Origin of the sequence: Phaeodactylibacter xiamenensis (genome assembly GCF_000759025.1) — a bacterium.
GTDB lineage: Bacteria > Bacteroidota > Bacteroidia > Chitinophagales > Saprospiraceae > Phaeodactylibacter > Phaeodactylibacter xiamenensis.
Genome location: NZ_JPOS01000075.1, coordinates 1 through 17984, shown reverse-complemented (window position 1 = coordinate 17984; position 17984 = coordinate 1). Strand labels below are relative to the sequence as shown.

Below are 17984 nucleotides of genomic sequence, written 5' to 3'. Positions count from 1 at the left end.
ATTATTGCGGGCTGCAAATATAGCCAATCAACGAGACTCCAGGCACTGAATCTGATGCATAAACAGACCCGGATGGTAAGTTTCATACTCTTCATAGCCACTGCTCCACCCCAGAATGATCTTATCCAGCTCAAAACGTTTCAGCAAATTCATTTGGCTTTGGTCTATCGGATAGATAACCCGATAGGTCAGCTCACCGGTCTTTTCGTTGAGCACACCACTGCTCCCGTTGCCGGCCAGCAGCTTAACATACTGATTGTTGAGTGTCATCATCACCAGGAAGGAGCTCTTCTGAATCGTGCCGTACAACTGTTTGGCATTGTCCATGGCGAAGGTGAAATCCATAGAGATATACCGGTAGCCGCCCAGCTGATTGAAAGCTGCCCGGCAGGTGAGGTACTCCTTTCCTCCCAACACTGGCCGGAGGCGCTCGGTTGGGGTATGAGTAAACAACAACTCTTCCTTTTGGCTGACCTGGTACTTTCCGCCGGAGTTGACGCCCTCAAACTCAAAGACGCAGTTGTAGTTGGGGAATTGCACCACTTCATTGGTATGGCCGAAGGGGCGGTAGTCATCATCAAGCAGTACATTTTCGTAGGAATCCGAAGAGATCACATCCATCCCTTCAAATTGCTGCAGTTCCAGCCTTTTGCGGTCCTGCTCGCGCTGATAAGCTTCCACATAGGTTTGATTATCTCGAATCTGCCTGGCATTAGCGGCTTCCTGCTGTGCCATACGGGCCTCCCTGATGGCAATCGATTCGATTTCCCGGGCATTTTTCAGCCGTTCCTCCAGTTGCAGGATTTGTTCTGTATTATTTTCCCTTGTCATAGCTGAGTCCAGCTGCTCCTGAAGAGAAAGGGTATGGTCCCGTGCCTCGTCTGCACGCTGACGGGCGATTGCAGCAGCCTGCTGCGCAAGTTGAGCTTTCCGGTCTGCAATACGGCGCAAATCTTCAGAAGTGATAACTGTGGCTCCGGGCAGAGGAGTTACCTCAACGTCAAGTACAGCATGGTCAGGGCCCACTGCTTCTCCTTCCGGGATAGGCACGAGGTACGCACGTTTGCCTTCCTTATTCAGCACATAAGGCCGTTCTTTTTCATCATATAAAACCTCATCCTGAGCATAAGCATTGCTGATTAGCAGCCCGGAAAACATCAGGATGGCGAAAAATGCTTTAATTTGCATGCTATGAAGTTTTTATGCCGTTGCAAATGGTCTGAAAGATTGAGCTTTCCTCCCTATATTGCTAATAGCGAAACGAATAAAACGGGCAGGCTACGGCTTTGCTGTCTGCTATGGATGGCCCATGTAGCCCCAATGTTTCAACCGGGTACGAGTCAAGCCCGGGACACAATCACCAGCCTGCAGCCTGGAAAGCTCAAGATAGCTATTAATTGAGATTCGGGTCAGGCAAAAAGGACAAACCAAAATTATAACCTAATGAAAAATACGGGCTTATTGCTTTTATGTTGCACAGCATTGCTGCTATTTGGTTGTCAATCCAGCTCACCAGATCAGGCTTATGATTTTCCGCACATCCCGGTTAGCTACCCCGATACGCCAAGAGATACAGCCGCGATCAATGATTTTTCTGGTTATAAAGTGCCCGCGCCTTACCAGTGGCTGGAACAATCCGATTCTGCGCAAACGAAAGCATGGACTGCCGCCCAGTCAGAGGTAGCCCGTGCCTATCTCAGTCAGCTACCGGGGCGTGATTTACTGAGACAGGAAATCGCACAGCTGAGCGACTATACCTCAATCAGCCCGCCCCGGCTTATCAAAGGTGCCTACTATTACCTCAAGTCAGAGCGAGGCGTGTGCAAAGGCCTTTTCCGTAGAGACAGCCTAAATGCTCCGGAAAAACAACTAATCAACCCGCAAAGCCTGGGCTGGCCAACCGCATCTGACATTACCAGCTTTACACCTTCTCCGGATGGCACATTACTGGCCCTGAAGCGGTCCTTAGCCCATTCTGAATGGGAAGATCTTCTCCTGTTCGATCTTGAGCAAGAGAAGTTCATTTCAGACACCCTTCGGTTTGTTCGCCACAGCAATATCACCTGGTACGGCAGCGGTTTTTTCTACAGCCGCTACGCCCGCCCGGGCAGCCCCACCGAGCCTTATCTTTTCCAGCAGGTCTGCTACCATCGACCGGGCACTGACCAATCAGAAGACGAGCTCATTTATGCAGATCGCAGCGACCCCAGGTTCAGGTTTGAGGTGCACCTGAGCCCGGTGCAGGACTACCTGGTACTACTGTCCACTGATGCCGATGGGCATCAGGCGATATACGGGCGGCCTGCCGGGGAAACAGACGCGGGCTTTACAACCATTGCTGAGGGGCTGGAACATCAACTGGAATGGGCAGGAGCTGATGCAGCCGGGTTTTATCTTATTACCAACCTTGATGCCCCGAACCGCCGCCTGATACGGGTTGACCCAGATCTGTCTGCCCCTAACTACTGGGAGACTATTTTGCCGGCAAGCTCCTCACCACTGTCATCCGTGCATTGGGTAAATGGCAACCTTCTGGCTGTATATCAGGGAGAAGCCGGCAGCGCCATGGCGATATACGATACGAAAGGTAAGCTGCTCAAACGCCCGAAACTGCCTGAAAACGGCCATATACTTGATATCAGCAGTCAGTATGATGACCCAAATGTTTTCATTAGCTATGGTAATATTCTGGAGCCGCCTCAGGTTTACCACCTCGATCTTGAAGCAGAACGGATGACGGCTTTCCATACCCCCGTCACTATCCTGAAGCCCGGTAATTTTGAAACCCGCCTGGTGCGTTTGGAAAGTTACGATGGGACACCAATCAGCATGTACGTGATTCACACGAGAGAGCTAAAGCTGAATGGCCAGCACCCCACCCTTATTTTCGCCGGCGGGCGTCAGGAGGGGCCTTTTGCGCCCATGTACAATACGCAGGAACGGCTGATGGCACAGCTCATGCTGAGGCAGGGCGGCATTTGTGCGATTCCCGCCCTCAGAGGGGGCAGTGCACTGAACACCAAACTCCGCCGGGCAGGACAGCGGGAATATAAGCAAAATACGTTTGACGACTTCCAGGCAGCTGCCGAGTATCTGATCGCCAATCAATACACAACGGCAAGCCGCCTTGGGGTATACGGCGAAGGCCATGGCGGGCTGATTGCCAGTGCAAGCCTGGCGCAACGCCCTGATCTCTTCGGAGCTGTTGCAGGCATTGACGGGCTCTATGACCTGCTCCGTTATCCGGAGTTTGGGTCCGGGTGGAAGTGGCTACCTGAATTTGGAGCCCCCGATGCCCCCAATCAGTTTGATCCTATTTTCGCCTATTCGCCTGTGCATAAACTACCGGCAGACCAGTATCCGGCCACGATGCTCGCTGCACATCTCAACAGTGATGTTGTAATGCCTGTGCATACCTGGAAAATGGGTGCTGCGTTACAGTATCAACAAACTGCCCAGGCACCGGCAATCATTTACCCGGTACCGCAGGCACAAGCATTTGATGAAACAGCAGCAGATATAATGGCGTTTCTATTGTACCACTTGAAAACGCCCGTACGGGATTAAACCGCGTACATGATTTACCTCTTCGATATTGGTTTTTTGCCAGTCAGAATCTGGGATGTGCTCGACATCATCATTGTCGGGTACCTGATGTACCAGATTTACAAGTTGCTGCGCGGCAATATTGCCTTCAATATCTTTGTGGGGGTACTAACCCTGTATGTGGTATGGTGGCTGGTCAATCAGCTGGAAATGGACCTGCTTTCGGCAGTTCTGGACCAGTTTGTGAGCGTGGGCGTCATCATAATCATCATTATTTTCCAGCCTGAGGTGAGGCGCTTTTTGTTATTCCTGGGCAATACCACACTTCGGCAACGCTCTAACTTTCTGGGGCGGATTCTGGATCGCAACCTGGAAAGTACGGAGGAAAAAGTGCGGCAGTTGCGCGCCCTGCGCTCTGCAATAGTGCGCATGAGCAAGCGCAAAACAGGAGCACTGATCGTACTGGCCGGCAATCTTGACCTTGACGGGCTGGTCAGCTCCGGAGTGGCTATGGATGCAGATATTACGGAGCCCTTGCTGGAAAGTATCTTTAATAAACACAGCCCTCTGCACGATGGAGCTGTTATTGTGAGCAATGGCCGGCTGCAATCTGCCAGCTGTGTCCTGCCGGTATCCGAAAACCCTAACCTGCCGAGCAGTGCGGGCTTACGGCACCGGGCAGCAGTGGGCATCACGGAGCGGGCGAATGTAGCGGCTTTTATCGTCTCAGAAGAAACCGGGCAAATATCTATTGCCGCAGAGGGCGAGCTGCGCCGCAAACTTGATGAGCAGGAACTGAAATCGTTATTGAGTGAGTACTACTAAATTACCTGAGGGAATACAACTGGAACGGGTGGAAGAGTTTGCGCTGACCAACCTTCAGCATCAGCATCTTCAACAGCTGTTGAAGATGGCTTTCCCGGGTTATCCGGACCGGACATTCTACCGGCAGCTGCCTGATTTCCGCTATCTCGGCTATCAGGAAGGTCATTTGATGGCGCACATGGCTGTTGAGCACCGCCTCATGCACAATGCAGGGCAGGTATATCCTGTTTTTGGGGTCATTGATCTTTGTGTGGATCCACTTTTTCAACGCCGGCGCATAGCGAGCTACCTTTTGAATCAACTCTCCGCACTTGGGCAGGCTCATCAGATAGACTTTTTGGTACTGCTAGCCAGTCAGCACCAGCTTTACCTGGACAATGGTTTCCAGCTTGTAAGCAACCCCTGCGTGTGGATGATGATCTCCGGTGAGCAGTCTATGGGGCTGACGCGGCGCTCAGTGAAACACTCCCTGATGGTCAAGCCGTTAGGGGATAAACATTGGAAAGAAGGATTAGTCGACTTTTTGGGCCCTATCTTTTGACCCTTGCTAAATATCAATCTTGGCCACCTGTTCGTGCAGCTCATTGACTTTCATTAAGGCTGCCGAACCATACCAGGGCCGGAGTTCCATGCGCAGCGTCCCTGCCTTAATTGCCGGATCTGTATTGGTCAGCGCCTCCGCTTCAGCAACGGTTCTGACGTCAAATACGTAGATGCCCCGAAGATCCTGCCCATCCATAAACGGGCCGGCCAGGACCAGGTCGCCGGCTTCTGCCATGCGGGTAATATTATCGAGATGGGCGCGCTGCAGCTCAGCCCGTTGCAGGGAATCCAGTCCTGTAGCCTCTCCCCGGTACAGAAAAGCCATCACGTAGACCTTCATACCGTAGTCATCCGCACCCAGCTCCTGAGCGAGCAGACTGTCGTAAGCGGCACCCACCGGCCGGTTGGCTTCTTCGGGGCTTGCCGGTGTTTCGGAAGCGGTCTCCACAGGCCCCTGCCCGCAGGATAAAGCCAATACTAAGAGCAGGAACAGCGAGGGAAGTTGTTTTTTCATGTGCAGTCTTTTTTATTCAGTAAGTTAAGGCTTTTCTTTAATAGTTATATTCAAGCACTTCCTCGTACCCTTCCAACTGAAGAAGGACGGTAGAATGCGCCCCGGAGCGAAGAGGCGTCAAGTCAAAAGTCTTGGTGTAGACAAGCAACGCCTCGCAGTCATCATCGTCCTGAAAACCTACCCTGATGAAACGGGTGGGTGGCAGGCTCTCACCTTCACCTGTACTGGCAAACAGGTGAGCTTCCACTTCTCCGCATCCACCTCCGTATCGGAAGGTCACGTCCAGGCAATCGTCAAAAATGAAGGCGTTGGAAATCATGTGTTCGTCGTCCGGCCCATCCTCATAAAGGTCGTCACTCACCTGTACATGATCCTCACAGGTTCCTGTTGGGCAAAGGATTAATCCATCGCCCTCTGACTGCTCACAAGCCCCAAAAAGGGTGGAGAAGATCAACACGGCAGTCAAAATTTTTAGGACTTTCATCGGATGATTGTTTTCGTGTACAGACGAAAAACCAGCCCGGAGGGTTGGGAGTCAATCCGATAAAAACCACTTTCCGGCAAGTTTATGCTGTGGGCACCTTCTTACGGCGCATGACCGGCACATCCTTCACTACCATTTGAATGGTGGTGTCCTTAATGCGTTCTTCCAGCAGGACAATTTTGCCTTTGCGCAGTTCTTCCATAATAGCGGGTTGATGATGCCGAACAGTAATGAGTTCGAGCCCGCGGTCCATCATCACTTTGAAGTCCTGCTCAATGCGCTGGGCGAAACGGTCGGCTTTATCGTCCACATCATTGACGCACAGGCTGAAACTGATGGCTGAGTTTTGCATCATATTCACCTGAATGCGAAGATCAGCGATAATGTTGAACAGTTCCCGGATGTGGTGCTCTGCAACGAAGGAAAAATCGCGGGTGCTGATCTGCAGCAATACCTGATCGCCTTCGATGGCGACCATTGGCGGATAGTTATCCTCTACCTCATCGGAAATATAGGTGCCCGCGCCTTCCGGGTTGATGTAAGACTTCACCATCAGCGGGATGCTCTTGTTCTGAAGCGGCTTGATGGTCTTGGGGTGAATGACCTTAGCACCGTAGTAGGTCATCTCGATGGCTTCCTTGTAGGAGAGGCGGTCGAGAAGGGTAACATTCTCGAACTTTCGGGGATCTGCCGTCAGGACACCGGGGACATCCTTCCATATGGTCATATCCTGGGCATCCATGCAAAAGCTAAAAATCGCAGCGGTATAGTCGGAGCCTTCCCGTCCGAGAGTAGTGGTGAAATTTTCAGTAGTACTGCCTATGAAGCCCTGTGTCAGCACAAAGCCCGGCTTTTCCAGTAGTGGGGTTACCAGTTTTGTGGCGCGTTCCTGTGTTTGTTCCCACTGTACCCAGCCTTCCCGGAAGATATCGTCGGTCAGAATCACGTCTCTTGCATCGAGCCAGGCGGTCGGCAATTCCATTTGATTCAGGAAAGCACTCACAATTTTGGAGGAGACCAGTTCGCCGATCGAGACAATCTGATCATACATGTAGTCGTAGTTGTCATGCGGCGGTTCTTCCAGCACCCACTCCACTTCTACGAATACATCATTAACCGCAGCATAGACCTCCTCATTTTGAGAAGGGAAAAGCTCGTCCATAATCCGGTAATGCTGGGCTTTGATTTCGTTGAGCAGATCAAAGGCTTTACCGTTCTGAGCGGCATGGGCTTCGACTACGGTTTCCATGGCATTGGTCGTTTTGCCCATTGCAGAAACCACCACCACCAGGCTTTCGTCTTTAAAGTCACGAAGGATATTAGCTACATTTTGAATAGCCGCTGCATCTTTGAGTGAGGATCCTCCAAATTTAAAAACCCGAACTGGACGCTTCATGATTATCGAACTGTATTAATTGGTTACATCAAAATTTTCAGAAATTGCGCAAGGTAAAAAATATCAGGCAATAGCGTCTGCCTATTTCTTTCACTTCCTCATTTTTTACAACATGCGTACAGAAAAAGAGAAAATGATCGCCGGGGAAATGTATGTACCCCTTGACCCGACCCTCACTGAAGAACGCCAAAAAGCCCGCCTTTTGTTCAAAGCCCTGAACGAGACCGGGGATGACGAAAAAGACAAGCGTCAGGAAATTCTGCAACAACTGCTGCCCAACAGTCAGCCTGACCTCTGGATTGAACCGCCGTTCTACTGTGACTACGGCTATAACATTTATGCCGGCGAGCGGGTCTTTTTCAATTTCAACTGCGTGGTGCTGGATGTGGCACCGGTGTACATCGGCAGCCGGGTCATGTGCGCCCCCAATGTGCAGCTATACACGGCTACTCATCCGCTGAACGCAGAAGCCCGAAGCAGTGGAAAAGAGTATGCCAAGCCGATCCGCATCGGGGATGATGTGTGGCTGGGGGGCGGTGTTATCGTGTGCCCTGGCGTGACGATTGGCGACCGGGCAGTGATTGGAGCCGGGAGCGTGGTCACCCGTGATATTCCGGCAGATAGCTTTGCCGCGGGGAACCCCTGCCGGGTCATTCGGGCCATTGACCAGCAAGACGACGTATAAAAAATGCCCGGACAACAACAGCGTTGCCCGGGCATTTTATGTTACCCTATAAAAGCTAACTTACTTATCAAAGTAGGCATCTTCGATTGTCTCACCCGCCTGAATGCGGTCGATACGCTCCTTGAAGACATTGGACTTCTCCAGGTCGTCTTTACGTGCGTAGATTTCCTTGAGGGCAATCAGCGTGTTCAAGTCGCTTGGGTTAATCGACTCCGCCTTCTGGAAGAATGGCAGTGCGTTATCAAACTCCTCGAAGATATTCTTCTTGAGCTCTTCGTACTTCTTCAGGCCTTCCTTGGAGTAGTCATCAGCGTACTTATTGAGGTCCTGTGTCATAACCGCTGCCTTGTTGTAATACAGGGCACCGATACTGTAGATCGCATCAACGTAATCGGCGTCCTTATTGACCGCCTGCTGATAGTACTTCATTGCGCTGTCGAAGTTCTCCTTTGCGGCTGCTTCATCGTTGGCCTTTAGTGCCTTTTGGTAGAGGTTGTCGTAGACGTTACCCAAAGTAGAGTAAAGCGAAACGTTGTCCGGCTCTTTTTCAATAGCCGTTTGCAGCTTGGTAATCAGCACATCGAGTTTGCCAATACGGAGGAAGTGGTTGATTTCTGCGAACAGCAGAGATACATCGTCCGGGAACAGCTTACGGCCCTCTTCAAGATAGGCATAGGCTTCGTCCATTTTGGATTCATCCGTTGCTGTAATTTTGTACAGCGATTCGTAAATGACAGGCTTGTCATATTTCTTTTCGTAGAGCTGGTCAAAATAGCCCTTTGCTGCGTCCATCTCATTAGCGTTGATCGCAGAAAGCCCGGTGATGTACAACTGATTGAGGTAGTCGTCTTCGCTCTTCAGGTTACTATCCTCTTTCTCATCAGTCAGGACCTTGTGCAGGTCAAGCACCATTTTGAAGTCATTGTAAGCCTTCTCATAGTTCTGCTCATCCTGAAAAGCCATCACACCGCTGTTGGAAAGGTGGCCCTGAGCCTGTGCCATTCCTTTGGTAGCGTCTTTGGTTTCCCATTTTTTCTCGGCCAGCTCATAAGCCTTAAGGAAAGCTTCAGCAGCGATCATAGCAGGATCGTCAACTTGTGGAAGTTTTTTCGCTGCTACCGTGTCTCCTAGCTGGCTTGCAATCAGATACTGATTCGCGATTTCATTGTAGATCTCACCTTTAGTCAGGAAAGTTTTGGCCTCCTTTGAGGATTCCGGATCTGAAGCGCCCTCCTCGATAAGGTCAATAGCCTCTTGCAGCTTTTCTTTGTTGTTGGTAGGGTCCAGATTAAAAGCACCCAGAGCACTTGATGCCTTACGAACCGCCTTCTTACCGTCCTGTGCCTGTACTGCAAATACCATCAATACAGCAGTCAGTGCTAAGATCAGTTTTTTCATGTTGTATGCAATTTTCATTTTTGGTTTGTATTCAAATAACCCGAAAAACGGGGCTTAAGATCAAAAAAGACCCCAAAATCCCCAATTTTTCACTCTATTAGACGAATTTCCGGAAAGAATCGGTATTTACAAAATGTTAAAACCAGTTCCTATTCCTCTTCATCGAATGCCGGAGGCGTCGTTGGCTCATCTTCATCCTCTGACTTATGAATCACGGCGATATCGGCCATTTCATCGTGCTTATCCAGCTTAATGAGGCGCACACCCTGTGTGGCACGGCCCATCACCCTGATATCGCTAACGGCCATACGAATCACGATGCCATCACGAGTGGTGATCATCAGGTCACTATCCTCGCTCACTGCTTTGATGGAGAACACCCCACCTGTTTTATCTGTGATTTGCATATTCTTGACCCCCTTACCACCGCGGTTGGTCAAACGATAGTCACTGTACAACGTACGTTTGCCCATCCCCTTTTCAGAAAGGACCATAATGGCTGTTTCGGCTTCTTCCGGATCAATGATGACCATGCCTACCGCGATATCTTTGCCATCTTCATTCAGGCTAATGCCCCGGACACCGGCAGCGGTACGGCCCATAGCCCGCACTTTGGATTCTTCAAAGCGGATCGCCCGCCCGGAACGGCTGGCGATAAATACCTCTTGGTTACCGTTGGTTAGTTTCGCCTCTATCAGCTGATCGCCTTCGTTGATGGTAATAGCGTTAATGCCACCTGCCCGTGGACGGGAGTAGGCTTCGACCAGCGTCTTCTTGATCAGGCCATTGCGGGTGCAGAAAACAATATTGTTATTGTTGATGAACTCCTCATCCGTCAGGTCCTGAATATTAATATAGGCTTTGATACTATCGTCTTTTGGAATAGCCAGGATATTCTGAATCACCCGGCCGCTTGAGGTCTTATTCGCTTCCGGTATTTCATAGACTCTTAACCAATGACAACGCCCGGACTCCGTGAAGAGCAGCAGGTAGTTGTGGGTACTTGCAATGAACAAGTGCTCCACAAAATCCGCATCCCGGGTCTTACTGCCACGGGAGCCACGCCCGCCCCGGCTTTGCTTACGGTATTCAGAGACCGGTGTCCGCTTGATGTAGCCTAAACTGGAAATCGTAACCACAACCTCCTCATTGGCAATCAGGTCTTCAATGCTGATTTCGCCATCCGCAGCTGTGATATCAGTACGGCGTTCATCTCCGTATTTTTCTTTGATCTCCTGCAATTCTTCTGCGGCAATTTCACGCTGCAGCTCTTCGCTTTCCAGGATAGATTTCAAATAGGCGATACGCTCCTGCAGTTCATCGTACTCCTCTTTCACCTTATCCCGCTCCAGGCCAGTCAGCTTTTGCAGCCGCATATCCAGAATCGCGCGCGCCTGAGCTTCTGAAAGCGCATTGCCCTCTTCTCTCGGATATTCATCGGTGTCCGCCTGCTCAATCAGCGGGCCAAACTGCTTCCAGAACTTATCCATATCCTCGATAAAGGCTCCTGCCATCAAACCATTGCGGGCATCCTCCGGCGTAGCAGAGCCACGGATGAGGTCAATGACCATATCTATGTAGTCCAGCGCAATGAGCAGGCCGACCAGGATATGCGCACGGGCAATCGCTTTGCGCAAATCATACTGCGTACGGCGCACGATAACCTCGATGCGGAACTTGATAAACTCCGCGATGATATCTTTCAGGTTGAGCAGCTCAGGCCGGCCATTAACCAGGGCTACGTTATTGACACCGTAGGAAGTCTGCAAAGCAGTGTACTTGTACAGCATGCTCAGCACAACGCTGGCCATAGCATCCCGCTTCACATCCACTACGATGCGCAGGCCATCGCGGTCGGACTCATCCCGGATATCGCTGATACCGATGATCTTTTTGTCATTCACCAGCTCGGCGATCTTGGCGACCAGGTTGGCTTTATTGACCTGATAGGGGATTTCTGTTACCACAATGGTTTCTCTGCCATTATCAGCCACCTGAATCTCGGCCCGGCCCCGGACCACGACCCGGCCACGGCCGGTTTCGAATGCTTCGCGCACACCGCTCGTACCATAGATAATGCCACCGGTTGGGAAATCCGGCGCTTTGATGTATTGCATCAATTCTTCGATGGTAATATCCGGATTGGCAATTTGCGCCACGATGCCATCGACCACTTCTGTGAGGTTGTGCGGCAGCATATTGGTCGCCATACCTACAGCGATACCAGAGGCGCCGTTGACCAGCAGGTTTGGGATTCTGGCAGGCAGTACCGTTGGTTCCTTCAGCGTATCATCAAAGTTGAAGGCAAAATCGACGGTTTCCTTACCGATATCTGCCAGCATTTCATCAGAGATACGCTCCAGGCGAGCCTCGGTATAACGCATGGCGGCCGGGCTGTCGCCATCCATAGAGCCAAAATTGCCCTGACCGTCTACCAGCGGGTAGCGCAGAGACCAGTGCTGTGCCATACGGACCATCGTGTCGTATACGGAAGAGTCACCATGAGGGTGGTATTTACCCAGCACCTCTCCAACGATACGCGCTGACTTTTTATAGCTTTTGTTGTAGGTTAGCCCTAAATCTGACATACCGTACAGGACCCGTCGGTGCACCGGCTTGAGGCCGTCCCGTACATCCGGAAGCGCCCGGGAAACGATTACTGACATAGAGTAATCGATGTAGGCCGACTTCATTTGGTCCTCGATATTAACGGGGATAATTCGCTGTTTCAAAGACATGTAAGCGGTTTATTCTTGTATTTTCTTGCCCTTTTTTCAAAGACAGGCAAAGATAAGAAAAAAACAGGATTTTGCTTTACTATGACGGCCACTCCCTTCCCAAAATATATCTTTGCAAAAATTTTGAAATTACTATGGCAGAGGAAGTAAAGCCGTATGATCAGTCGGGCAGTAAGAAAGAGCAGGTCTCGAAGATGTTTGATGGCATCGCGCCCTACTATGATTTCCTGAACCGCCTGTTGTCTCTGGGTATTGATGTGTACTGGCGCAAGCGGGCCATCAAGCTGTTGAAGGAGGATGCGCCTAAGGTGGTGCTCGATGTGGCTACCGGCACGGCAGATGTGGCACTGGAGACCGCACGGCAATTGCAGCCTGAGAAAATCATCGGCATTGATATTGCCAATGAGATGCTTGAAATTGGCCGGACTAAAATCGATAAACGTGGCTTAAGCACCACCATTGAGCTGCAGCAGGGCGACTCAGAGAATTTGCCGTTTTCAGACAATACGTTTGATGCCATCACCGTTGCTTTTGGTGTGCGCAATTTTGAACACCTGGAAAAGGGGCTCGAAGAAATGCATCGGGTGCTAAAGCCGGGCGGCAAGCTTGTGGTACTGGAGTTTTCCAAACCCCGGGTTTTCCCGTTCAAGCAACTGTACAACTTTTATTTCCGGAACATCCTGCCCACCGTGGGCCGGCTGACTTCTAAGGACCCCAGGGCTTACAGTTACCTTTACGAATCGGTGCAGGCATTTCCTGACCGCGAACAGTTTACCGACATTCTTAGCAAAATTGGCTTCAAATCAAATCAATGCATACCACTAACTCTTGGCGTTTGCGCGATTTATTCCGGTGGCAAAGCTTAGGCTTAGCCTGCGCCCTGCTTTTTCTGCTGCCGGCTCAGAAAATGTCTGCCCAGCCTACCGGCAATTACAACTTTTTTGACTTCCAGCAAAAGCCTTACTATTTCGGCATTACGCTGGGGTACAACTCCTCCCGGTTCACGCCCTTCAACTCTGATCAGTTCCTGCAAAGCGACTCCATCCGCGTGGTCGAGTCCGCCTCAGGGCCGGGCTTCAATCTTGGTATTGTCACCAACCTGAAAATGGGCGATCATTTCGATTTTCGCTTCCTCCCCACCCTATCTTTTGCTGAGCGGACGATTAGCTACACCCGTTTTGGGCGGCGGTCTAATTTTTCTGAACGGCGGGTAGAGTCTGTCCTCGTGGAAATGCCTTTCCACCTGCGCTACAAGTCGGCCCCCTACAAGGATATGCGGCTTTTTGTCATTGCTGGTGTGAAGTATGCCTTTGATGTGGCCAGTGATTCGCAAACCCGGCAGGCGGAGACCCTCGTGCGCATAGCCCCCAATGAATTCGCACTGGAGTATGGCGCAGGCGTGCAGTTCTTCTTCCCATTCTTCATCTTTTCTCCTGAAATCAAGATATCCCATGGCATCGGCAATACGCTGATCTATAATGAAAATATCGAGGAGTCTACCGTTCTGGAAAAGATACTTTCCCGGACCTTTACGCTTTCCTTCCACTTTGAGGGGTAAAAGCTGGTTTCGGGGGCAGTAAAAGCAAGCCTTAGCGATATACGCTCTGTCGGCACAATAGAAAAGGCTGCGGGGATTACCGCAGCCTTTTTCCTAAATATCCATTGAAGGCCCTAAGGCACTTAATTAATCCCGTTCGTGTTGTTATTGTGTTTGAATGTGGTGTTTGTTCATCGGCGATAAACGCCCGTGCATATTCCCCTAATGTCTAATTACCGGGATATGTGTAGTGTTTGTTTTTGGGTGAAAAAGCTACAGCCCTAACAACCCGTTAAGGGCTGTAGCGTAAAGGTTCCCCATAAAATTCTTAAGGCTAAAGGTTAAGTATGCCAACTGTATGGACCTTCTACTTGAAATGGCCCATCTGGGTTTAGCTTCATTAATCGGTAGGTGGGATCGTTTCGATAACTCAAATTTACAGAAGAAGAGAAAGGGAATTTGAAATATGTGGCGAATGCCTTAACAATTGCCGTGAACGATCCATAGCACGGGGTAAACATTATTGTGACATGCTATTATGACAAACAAAAGGGGGCAGTGCTCATCACTGTCCCCTTTCGGTATCTTTTGAATGGCCGCTGCGGCCTTACCGGCTGATCAGCAACCGCTGTGCGCCCGGCTGCCCGTCAACCTTTAACCAGTATAAGCCATTCGGCAGGCCGCTTACGGCCAGCGGATGCTCCGTTAAGCCCGCCTCAAGAGACCAGGCCCTCACAGCCTGCCCCAGCCCGTCCATCAGGCGGGCCTGCGCCGGTGCTTCCAGCGGTGCGCCCAGCGATAAAGTGGCCGACCGGGAGGCCGGGTTGGGCCAAAGCGCCAGCTGCCCGGTGCCAGAATTGCCTGTAAGCTCCATGGCCGGGCTGCCCCCAAATTCGGTGCTGTTGGGAGCCCCTATGGTGCTCACCGGGCCAATAACGGCGGTAGCCGCTCCGCCCGGGTCGTTACTGAAGGCGCCAAAGCCTACTTCCACACACTCCTCCAGGTGGTCTTGTATCTGTGTGATCAACTGCCAGCCGCTCCCGCCGGGGGTGCGGTACACAGCCTGCAGCAGGCCATTGTGCCGCCGCATGCCCAGCGTTGCCGGGGCTGCTACCGCCTGAAAGGGCGTAAAGCTCTTGCTGCCGTTCGGCTGAAGGCGACTCTCCCAGCGCAGCACAGGCGTCAGGTTGGTGAACAGCCCCGCCATGGGCGACCCGGCCGCGCTGCTGTTGCGCATGAATATGCCCGCATACGTATCCGGGCCCACCGACTGTACCTCTGCGCGGATGCCGGACCCTTCGCACAGCTCCTTTACCACGCCCGCCAGCTGGTCCGTACCCCCCGAAATGGGGTTGTAGCCCGGGCTGTTGAGGGTGAAATGCCCTTTGGACGGGTTGCCCGTGGCACAGGGGTCATAAGCATAGGCGCTGCTGCCCGGCACCATGCCGATATCGGCAGTGCCCCAGGGCGGCGGGATGTCCTCACTGATGAGCACTTCCACCTGCGCAGTGCAGCTGCTGCTGTTGCCATGTATGTCAGAGGCCGTCAGCTCTAGGCTCTGTATGCCCAGATCGCTGCAGTCAAAAGCTGTCTGGCTGATCATCAGCGTGCTGTAGTCCAGCCCGCAGTTGTCGCTGCTGTTGGTAAAGTCCAGCACCTCGTCGGCCAGCAGCTCTCCGGTGCCGTCGTAGCTCAGGGCTACTTCTACATCAAGGCAGGACAGCTGCGGCGCTCCCTCATCTGTTACAATAAAAGTGTAGGTAAAATCCTCCGCATTGCCATAATCATCGGTGGCAACGACTTCCAGCTCGTAGGTGCCCTGAGGTACGGTGAGGTAGAGGGCATACTGCCCGGTGGCCGCATCAAGCAGCACCGTTTCCAGCTGCCCGGCCGAGGGGCCATTCTGGTTTTCCAGGGCAGCCTCTACCGTCACGCCCGAGCAGTCTTCTATGGAAAAAGCCCGCCAGATAGCCGAGTAGTGGCAATCGCCGGAGTCGGTGCCCACTTCAAGCATGCCTTTGCTCGTGAGCGTGTCCCCATTGCTATCAAGCACCTGCAGGGGCGGCGCTTCGTAATCCGGGAAGCAGGGGTCGAAGGGCGCCGGGTCGAGCGTATTGCACAGCCCGTCCTGATCGCTGTCAATATCGTAGCACAGCTGCGTGGACACCGTGTCCTGCAGCGCCTCCGGATAGTCGCAGTCTGCTGCCAGGAAGGTGTACGGGTGCGCCCCCCGGAAGGCCGTGTCCTGTGGGGCGATGCCCAGCTGCCCGGCTTCGTCCAGCTCAAAGAAGAAAGGGGAGAAATCGAGCAACAGCGGCTCGTCCGGGCTGCCCAGCTGGCCGTTACCGCCAAAACTGAGCGTGACAGGCAAGGTGAAGAGGGCTTCGTGGGCTGCGCTGTAGTAGCGCACCTCCATTTCCCCTTCCGGCATGGCATGGTAAACGGTGGCAAAGTAGTACGCCTGCCCGTTGACCAGCTCCGGGGCGGCTGTGCCGCTCAGCTGGCCGTTGATGAAGAAAGCCAGGCGGTCGGCTTCATCGCCCAACGGCAGCCAAGGCGTATACTGTGCCCGGGCAGAGAGGTTCATGCTGAACGGCTGTTGCAAAAGAGGAGTGCTCCAGCTGGCGGGCAACTGTGGCTGGCTGCCTGCCGTAGCCAGTACAGGCGTCAGGCTGTAGTCCAGGCAGGGGCCGCCATAGCCCGCCTCGAAGCCGGGCAGGCTCAGCAGCTCAAAGCCGGCCTGCGGCTCCGCGCTCTGTGTTGGGATATCCTCCCACTGCGGCCCGGCGTAGGCTTCCTCAACGGTGACGCTGAGTTCTGCGGTGGCAAAGTAAGCGTTGGGCGTCTGCTCGGTGGCGCGCACCGTGACTGTGGTGGAACCAAACCAGGCGGGGTCTGTTGGGATCAGCGTCAGCTCTGCCCCATTAAAAAAGGTCAGGACGTGCGGGTTGAAATCCGCCGACCAGGTAATGCCGTCGTTGTCCTGCCGCTCCAGAAAAGGCTGCAGGCCCAGGGGCGCGAAGGGCACGCCCTGCAAGGTCTGTTGTGCCGGCAATGCCTGAAGCCCGATGGGCGCATCACCGTCTGTGAAGACTTCAATTTCGTAGGGCGCATCAAAACTGCCGCTCACGCCCTGATGGACGAAAGCGTAGGGCTGCTGCGCGATGTAAACCCCATCGGTAGCCGCATGGTAGACCCGCACCTGTAGCTCCTCCCCTATAGCAGTATTGGAGAAAACCGTAGACAGGTGGAAGACCTGATTTCCTATGCTTACCGGCGTGCTCACGCCCCGCAGCTCCCCGTTGGAGAAGAAAGCAATGAGGTCATTGGCATTCGCCGTCAGCGCTCCATCGATGACCAGGGCTGCATTGATGCTTGCCGAGTAGCCGTACACCCCGGGCTCCGGTGCTGTCCAGTCGGGCGGGCCCGCGGATGCCCTGAAGGCAACAGCCATCAATAGGATAAAATATATATATCGCATTGGATGATGCTTTTGAGCTGCTGCCCGCGCAAGGTAACCCCGCGACAGGCAGCAGGCTTATTTAAGGTCGTAGATTCAATTTCGCAGACTGTACCTGGCCATTACTGTGCAGGGTAACGAAGTACAGCCCGGCAGCCAGGTTATTAGGCCGCCATTCCAACAAGTTGCCTCCGGCAGCAGCTTCTGTCTCGATACGTGCCACTTCCCGGCCCGTTGCATCGCTGACGACCACGATAATCTCAGCAGCAGCAGGTGCATCGAAGCTTAGGTACACCCGCTCTGTGGCCGGGTTGGGGAAGAGCTCGAAGCGGGGCGCCGTGCCGGTAAGGGCAGCAGCATCCGTCACGCTCTGCAGCGTCAGCGGCTCCGGCAGGTTGACCGTGCCCAGGATGTCGTTTGCAATGAAAACAAAGGACTCTTCCACGGCCTTGATTTCACCGTCTGTACCGTCGTAGTACTTGAAGGTGACCGTGCCCCCCTCGGCGTTGCCGTAGACGGTCATAAAGAGCAGGTAAGCATCCACCGCCTCAACGTAGATCGGCTGCGCGCTGCCGCGTACCTCACCGTTGATGAAGGCACCGACCTCGTCCCCTTCGTGCAGCAGGTTGCCCGTTTCGGCATCCGTGACTAAAGCAATCAGGTTCATACTGTGCTCATACTGATGCGGGTCTACCTCCCACTGTCCAGTGCTGCGACCTTCGATGCCCTCATTGCTGCGGAAGGCTTCCTCATTAGGACCGTTGAAGCTCTCCGGGTAGGTGAGCGTGCCCGCCTCGCTCAGGTTGATCAGATAGCCGTTCGGGGAGCTCAGGAAGTCCAGATTGCCCACCCAGCCTA

At 52.8% G+C, this 17984-nt stretch carries 14 protein-coding genes; 6 read left to right on the top strand and 8 right to left on the bottom strand.

From position 1 onward, the window contains the following. Positions 1–27: 27 nt before the first annotated feature. Positions 28–1188 (bottom strand): hypothetical protein, encoded by a 1161-nt coding sequence (locus tag IX84_RS18520; RefSeq protein WP_044224128.1) that lies wholly within the window; start codon positions 1186–1188, stop codon positions 28–30. Between the two features lie 255 nt (positions 1189–1443). Between IX84_RS18520 and IX84_RS18515 the strand changes: the two genes are divergently transcribed. The 3 genes from IX84_RS18515 to IX84_RS18505 are packed head-to-tail and all read left to right on the top strand — an operon-like array spanning position 1444 to position 4912. After that, entirely contained in the window at positions 1444–3567 is a 2124-nt protein-coding gene (locus tag IX84_RS18515) for a prolyl oligopeptidase family serine peptidase (protein WP_044224126.1), read from the top strand. 9 nt (positions 3568–3576) lie between these two features. Beyond that, a complete protein-coding gene (cdaA, locus tag IX84_RS18510; RefSeq protein WP_044224125.1) occupies positions 3577–4371 on the top strand; it encodes a diadenylate cyclase CdaA in 795 nt (264 codons plus the stop codon). After that, positions 4358–4912 carry a GNAT family N-acetyltransferase gene (locus tag IX84_RS18505; RefSeq protein WP_052516195.1) on the top strand — a complete coding sequence of 185 codons (555 nt, stop codon included), beginning with the start codon at positions 4358–4360 and terminating at the stop codon, positions 4910–4912. Before cdaA ends, IX84_RS18505 begins: the two co-directional genes overlap by 14 nt. 6 nt (positions 4913–4918) lie before the next feature. Here IX84_RS18505 and IX84_RS18500 read toward each other — a convergent pair whose 3' ends face one another. The 3 genes from IX84_RS18500 to IX84_RS18490 all read right to left on the bottom strand — a co-directional run bounded on the left by IX84_RS18500 (position 4919) and on the right by IX84_RS18490 (position 7308). Then, positions 4919–5428, bottom strand: a complete 510-nt coding sequence (locus tag IX84_RS18500) for a YciI family protein (RefSeq protein WP_044224123.1) — start codon at positions 5426–5428, stop codon at positions 4919–4921. A 37-nt stretch (positions 5429–5465) separates the two neighbouring features. Continuing rightward, positions 5466–5912: a hypothetical protein gene (locus tag IX84_RS18495; protein ID WP_044224121.1), complete on the bottom strand. Its 447-nt coding sequence runs from the start codon at positions 5910–5912 to the stop codon at positions 5466–5468. 82 nt (positions 5913–5994) lie between these two features. After that, a complete protein-coding gene (locus tag IX84_RS18490; protein ID WP_044224119.1) occupies positions 5995–7308 on the bottom strand; it encodes an aspartate kinase in 1314 nt (437 codons plus the stop codon). Positions 7309–7420: 112 nt separating this feature from the next. Here IX84_RS18490 and IX84_RS18485 point away from each other — a divergent pair, with 112 nt between their 5' ends. Continuing rightward, positions 7421–7993 (top strand): sugar O-acetyltransferase, encoded by a 573-nt coding sequence (locus IX84_RS18485; protein ID WP_044224357.1) that lies wholly within the window; start codon positions 7421–7423, stop codon positions 7991–7993. A gap of 60 nt (positions 7994–8053) precedes the next feature. On the opposite strand, the gene IX84_RS18480 is transcribed toward IX84_RS18485, so the two are convergent. Together IX84_RS18480 and gyrA are read right to left on the bottom strand one after the other, a co-directional pair. Continuing rightward, positions 8054–9391, bottom strand: coding sequence for a tetratricopeptide repeat protein (locus IX84_RS18480; protein WP_160213824.1), 1338 nt, complete (start codon positions 9389–9391; stop codon positions 8054–8056). Between the two features lie 149 nt (positions 9392–9540). Then, positions 9541–12129 carry a DNA gyrase subunit A gene (gene gyrA, locus IX84_RS18475; RefSeq protein WP_044224115.1) on the bottom strand — a complete coding sequence of 863 codons (2589 nt, stop codon included), beginning with the start codon at positions 12127–12129 and terminating at the stop codon, positions 9541–9543. A gap of 134 nt (positions 12130–12263) precedes the next feature. Here gyrA and ubiE point away from each other — a divergent pair, with 134 nt between their 5' ends. Beyond that, complete coding sequence (gene ubiE / locus IX84_RS18470) at positions 12264–12995, top strand: bifunctional demethylmenaquinone methyltransferase/2-methoxy-6-polyprenyl-1,4-benzoquinol methylase UbiE (protein ID WP_044224354.1); 732 nt, start codon at positions 12264–12266, stop codon at positions 12993–12995. Then, positions 12965–13687 (top strand): type IX secretion/gliding motility protein PorT/SprT, encoded by a 723-nt coding sequence (porT, locus tag IX84_RS18465; protein ID WP_238578304.1) that lies wholly within the window; start codon positions 12965–12967, stop codon positions 13685–13687. Before ubiE ends, porT begins: the two co-directional genes overlap by 31 nt. A 586-nt stretch (positions 13688–14273) precedes the next feature. Here the strand turns inward: porT and IX84_RS18460 are convergent. Continuing rightward, complete coding sequence (locus IX84_RS18460) at positions 14274–17147, bottom strand: T9SS type A sorting domain-containing protein (protein ID WP_044224113.1); 2874 nt, start codon at positions 17145–17147, stop codon at positions 14274–14276. Positions 17148–17208: 61 nt separating this feature from the next. Continuing rightward, positions 17209–17984: T9SS type A sorting domain-containing protein (locus IX84_RS18455; RefSeq protein WP_044224111.1), on the bottom strand; the 776-nt coding region annotated here is incomplete at its 5' end.

Coding starts and splice junctions, on each gene's coding strand:
- IX84_RS18520 (WP_044224128.1), bottom strand. CDS start 1,188: ATGCAAATTAAAGCATTTTTCGCCATCCTGATGTTTTCCGGGCTGCTA.
- IX84_RS18515 (WP_044224126.1), top strand. CDS start 1,444: ATGAAAAATACGGGCTTATTGCTTTTATGTTGCACAGCATTGCTGCTA.
- cdaA (WP_044224125.1), top strand. CDS start 3,577: ATGATTTACCTCTTCGATATTGGTTTTTTGCCAGTCAGAATCTGGGAT.
- IX84_RS18500 (WP_044224123.1), bottom strand. CDS start 5,428: ATGAAAAAACAACTTCCCTCGCTGTTCCTGCTCTTAGTATTGGCTTTA.
- IX84_RS18495 (WP_044224121.1), bottom strand. CDS start 5,912: ATGAAAGTCCTAAAAATTTTGACTGCCGTGTTGATCTTCTCCACCCTT.
- IX84_RS18490 (WP_044224119.1), bottom strand. CDS start 7,308: ATGAAGCGTCCAGTTCGGGTTTTTAAATTTGGAGGATCCTCACTCAAA.
- IX84_RS18485 (WP_044224357.1), top strand. CDS start 7,421: ATGCGTACAGAAAAAGAGAAAATGATCGCCGGGGAAATGTATGTACCC.
- IX84_RS18480 (WP_160213824.1), bottom strand. CDS start 9,391: ATGAAAAAACTGATCTTAGCACTGACTGCTGTATTGATGGTATTTGCA.
- gyrA (WP_044224115.1), bottom strand. CDS start 12,129: ATGTCTTTGAAACAGCGAATTATCCCCGTTAATATCGAGGACCAAATG.
- ubiE (WP_044224354.1), top strand. CDS start 12,264: ATGGCAGAGGAAGTAAAGCCGTATGATCAGTCGGGCAGTAAGAAAGAG.
- IX84_RS18460 (WP_044224113.1), bottom strand. CDS start 17,147: ATGCGATATATATATTTTATCCTATTGATGGCTGTTGCCTTCAGGGCA.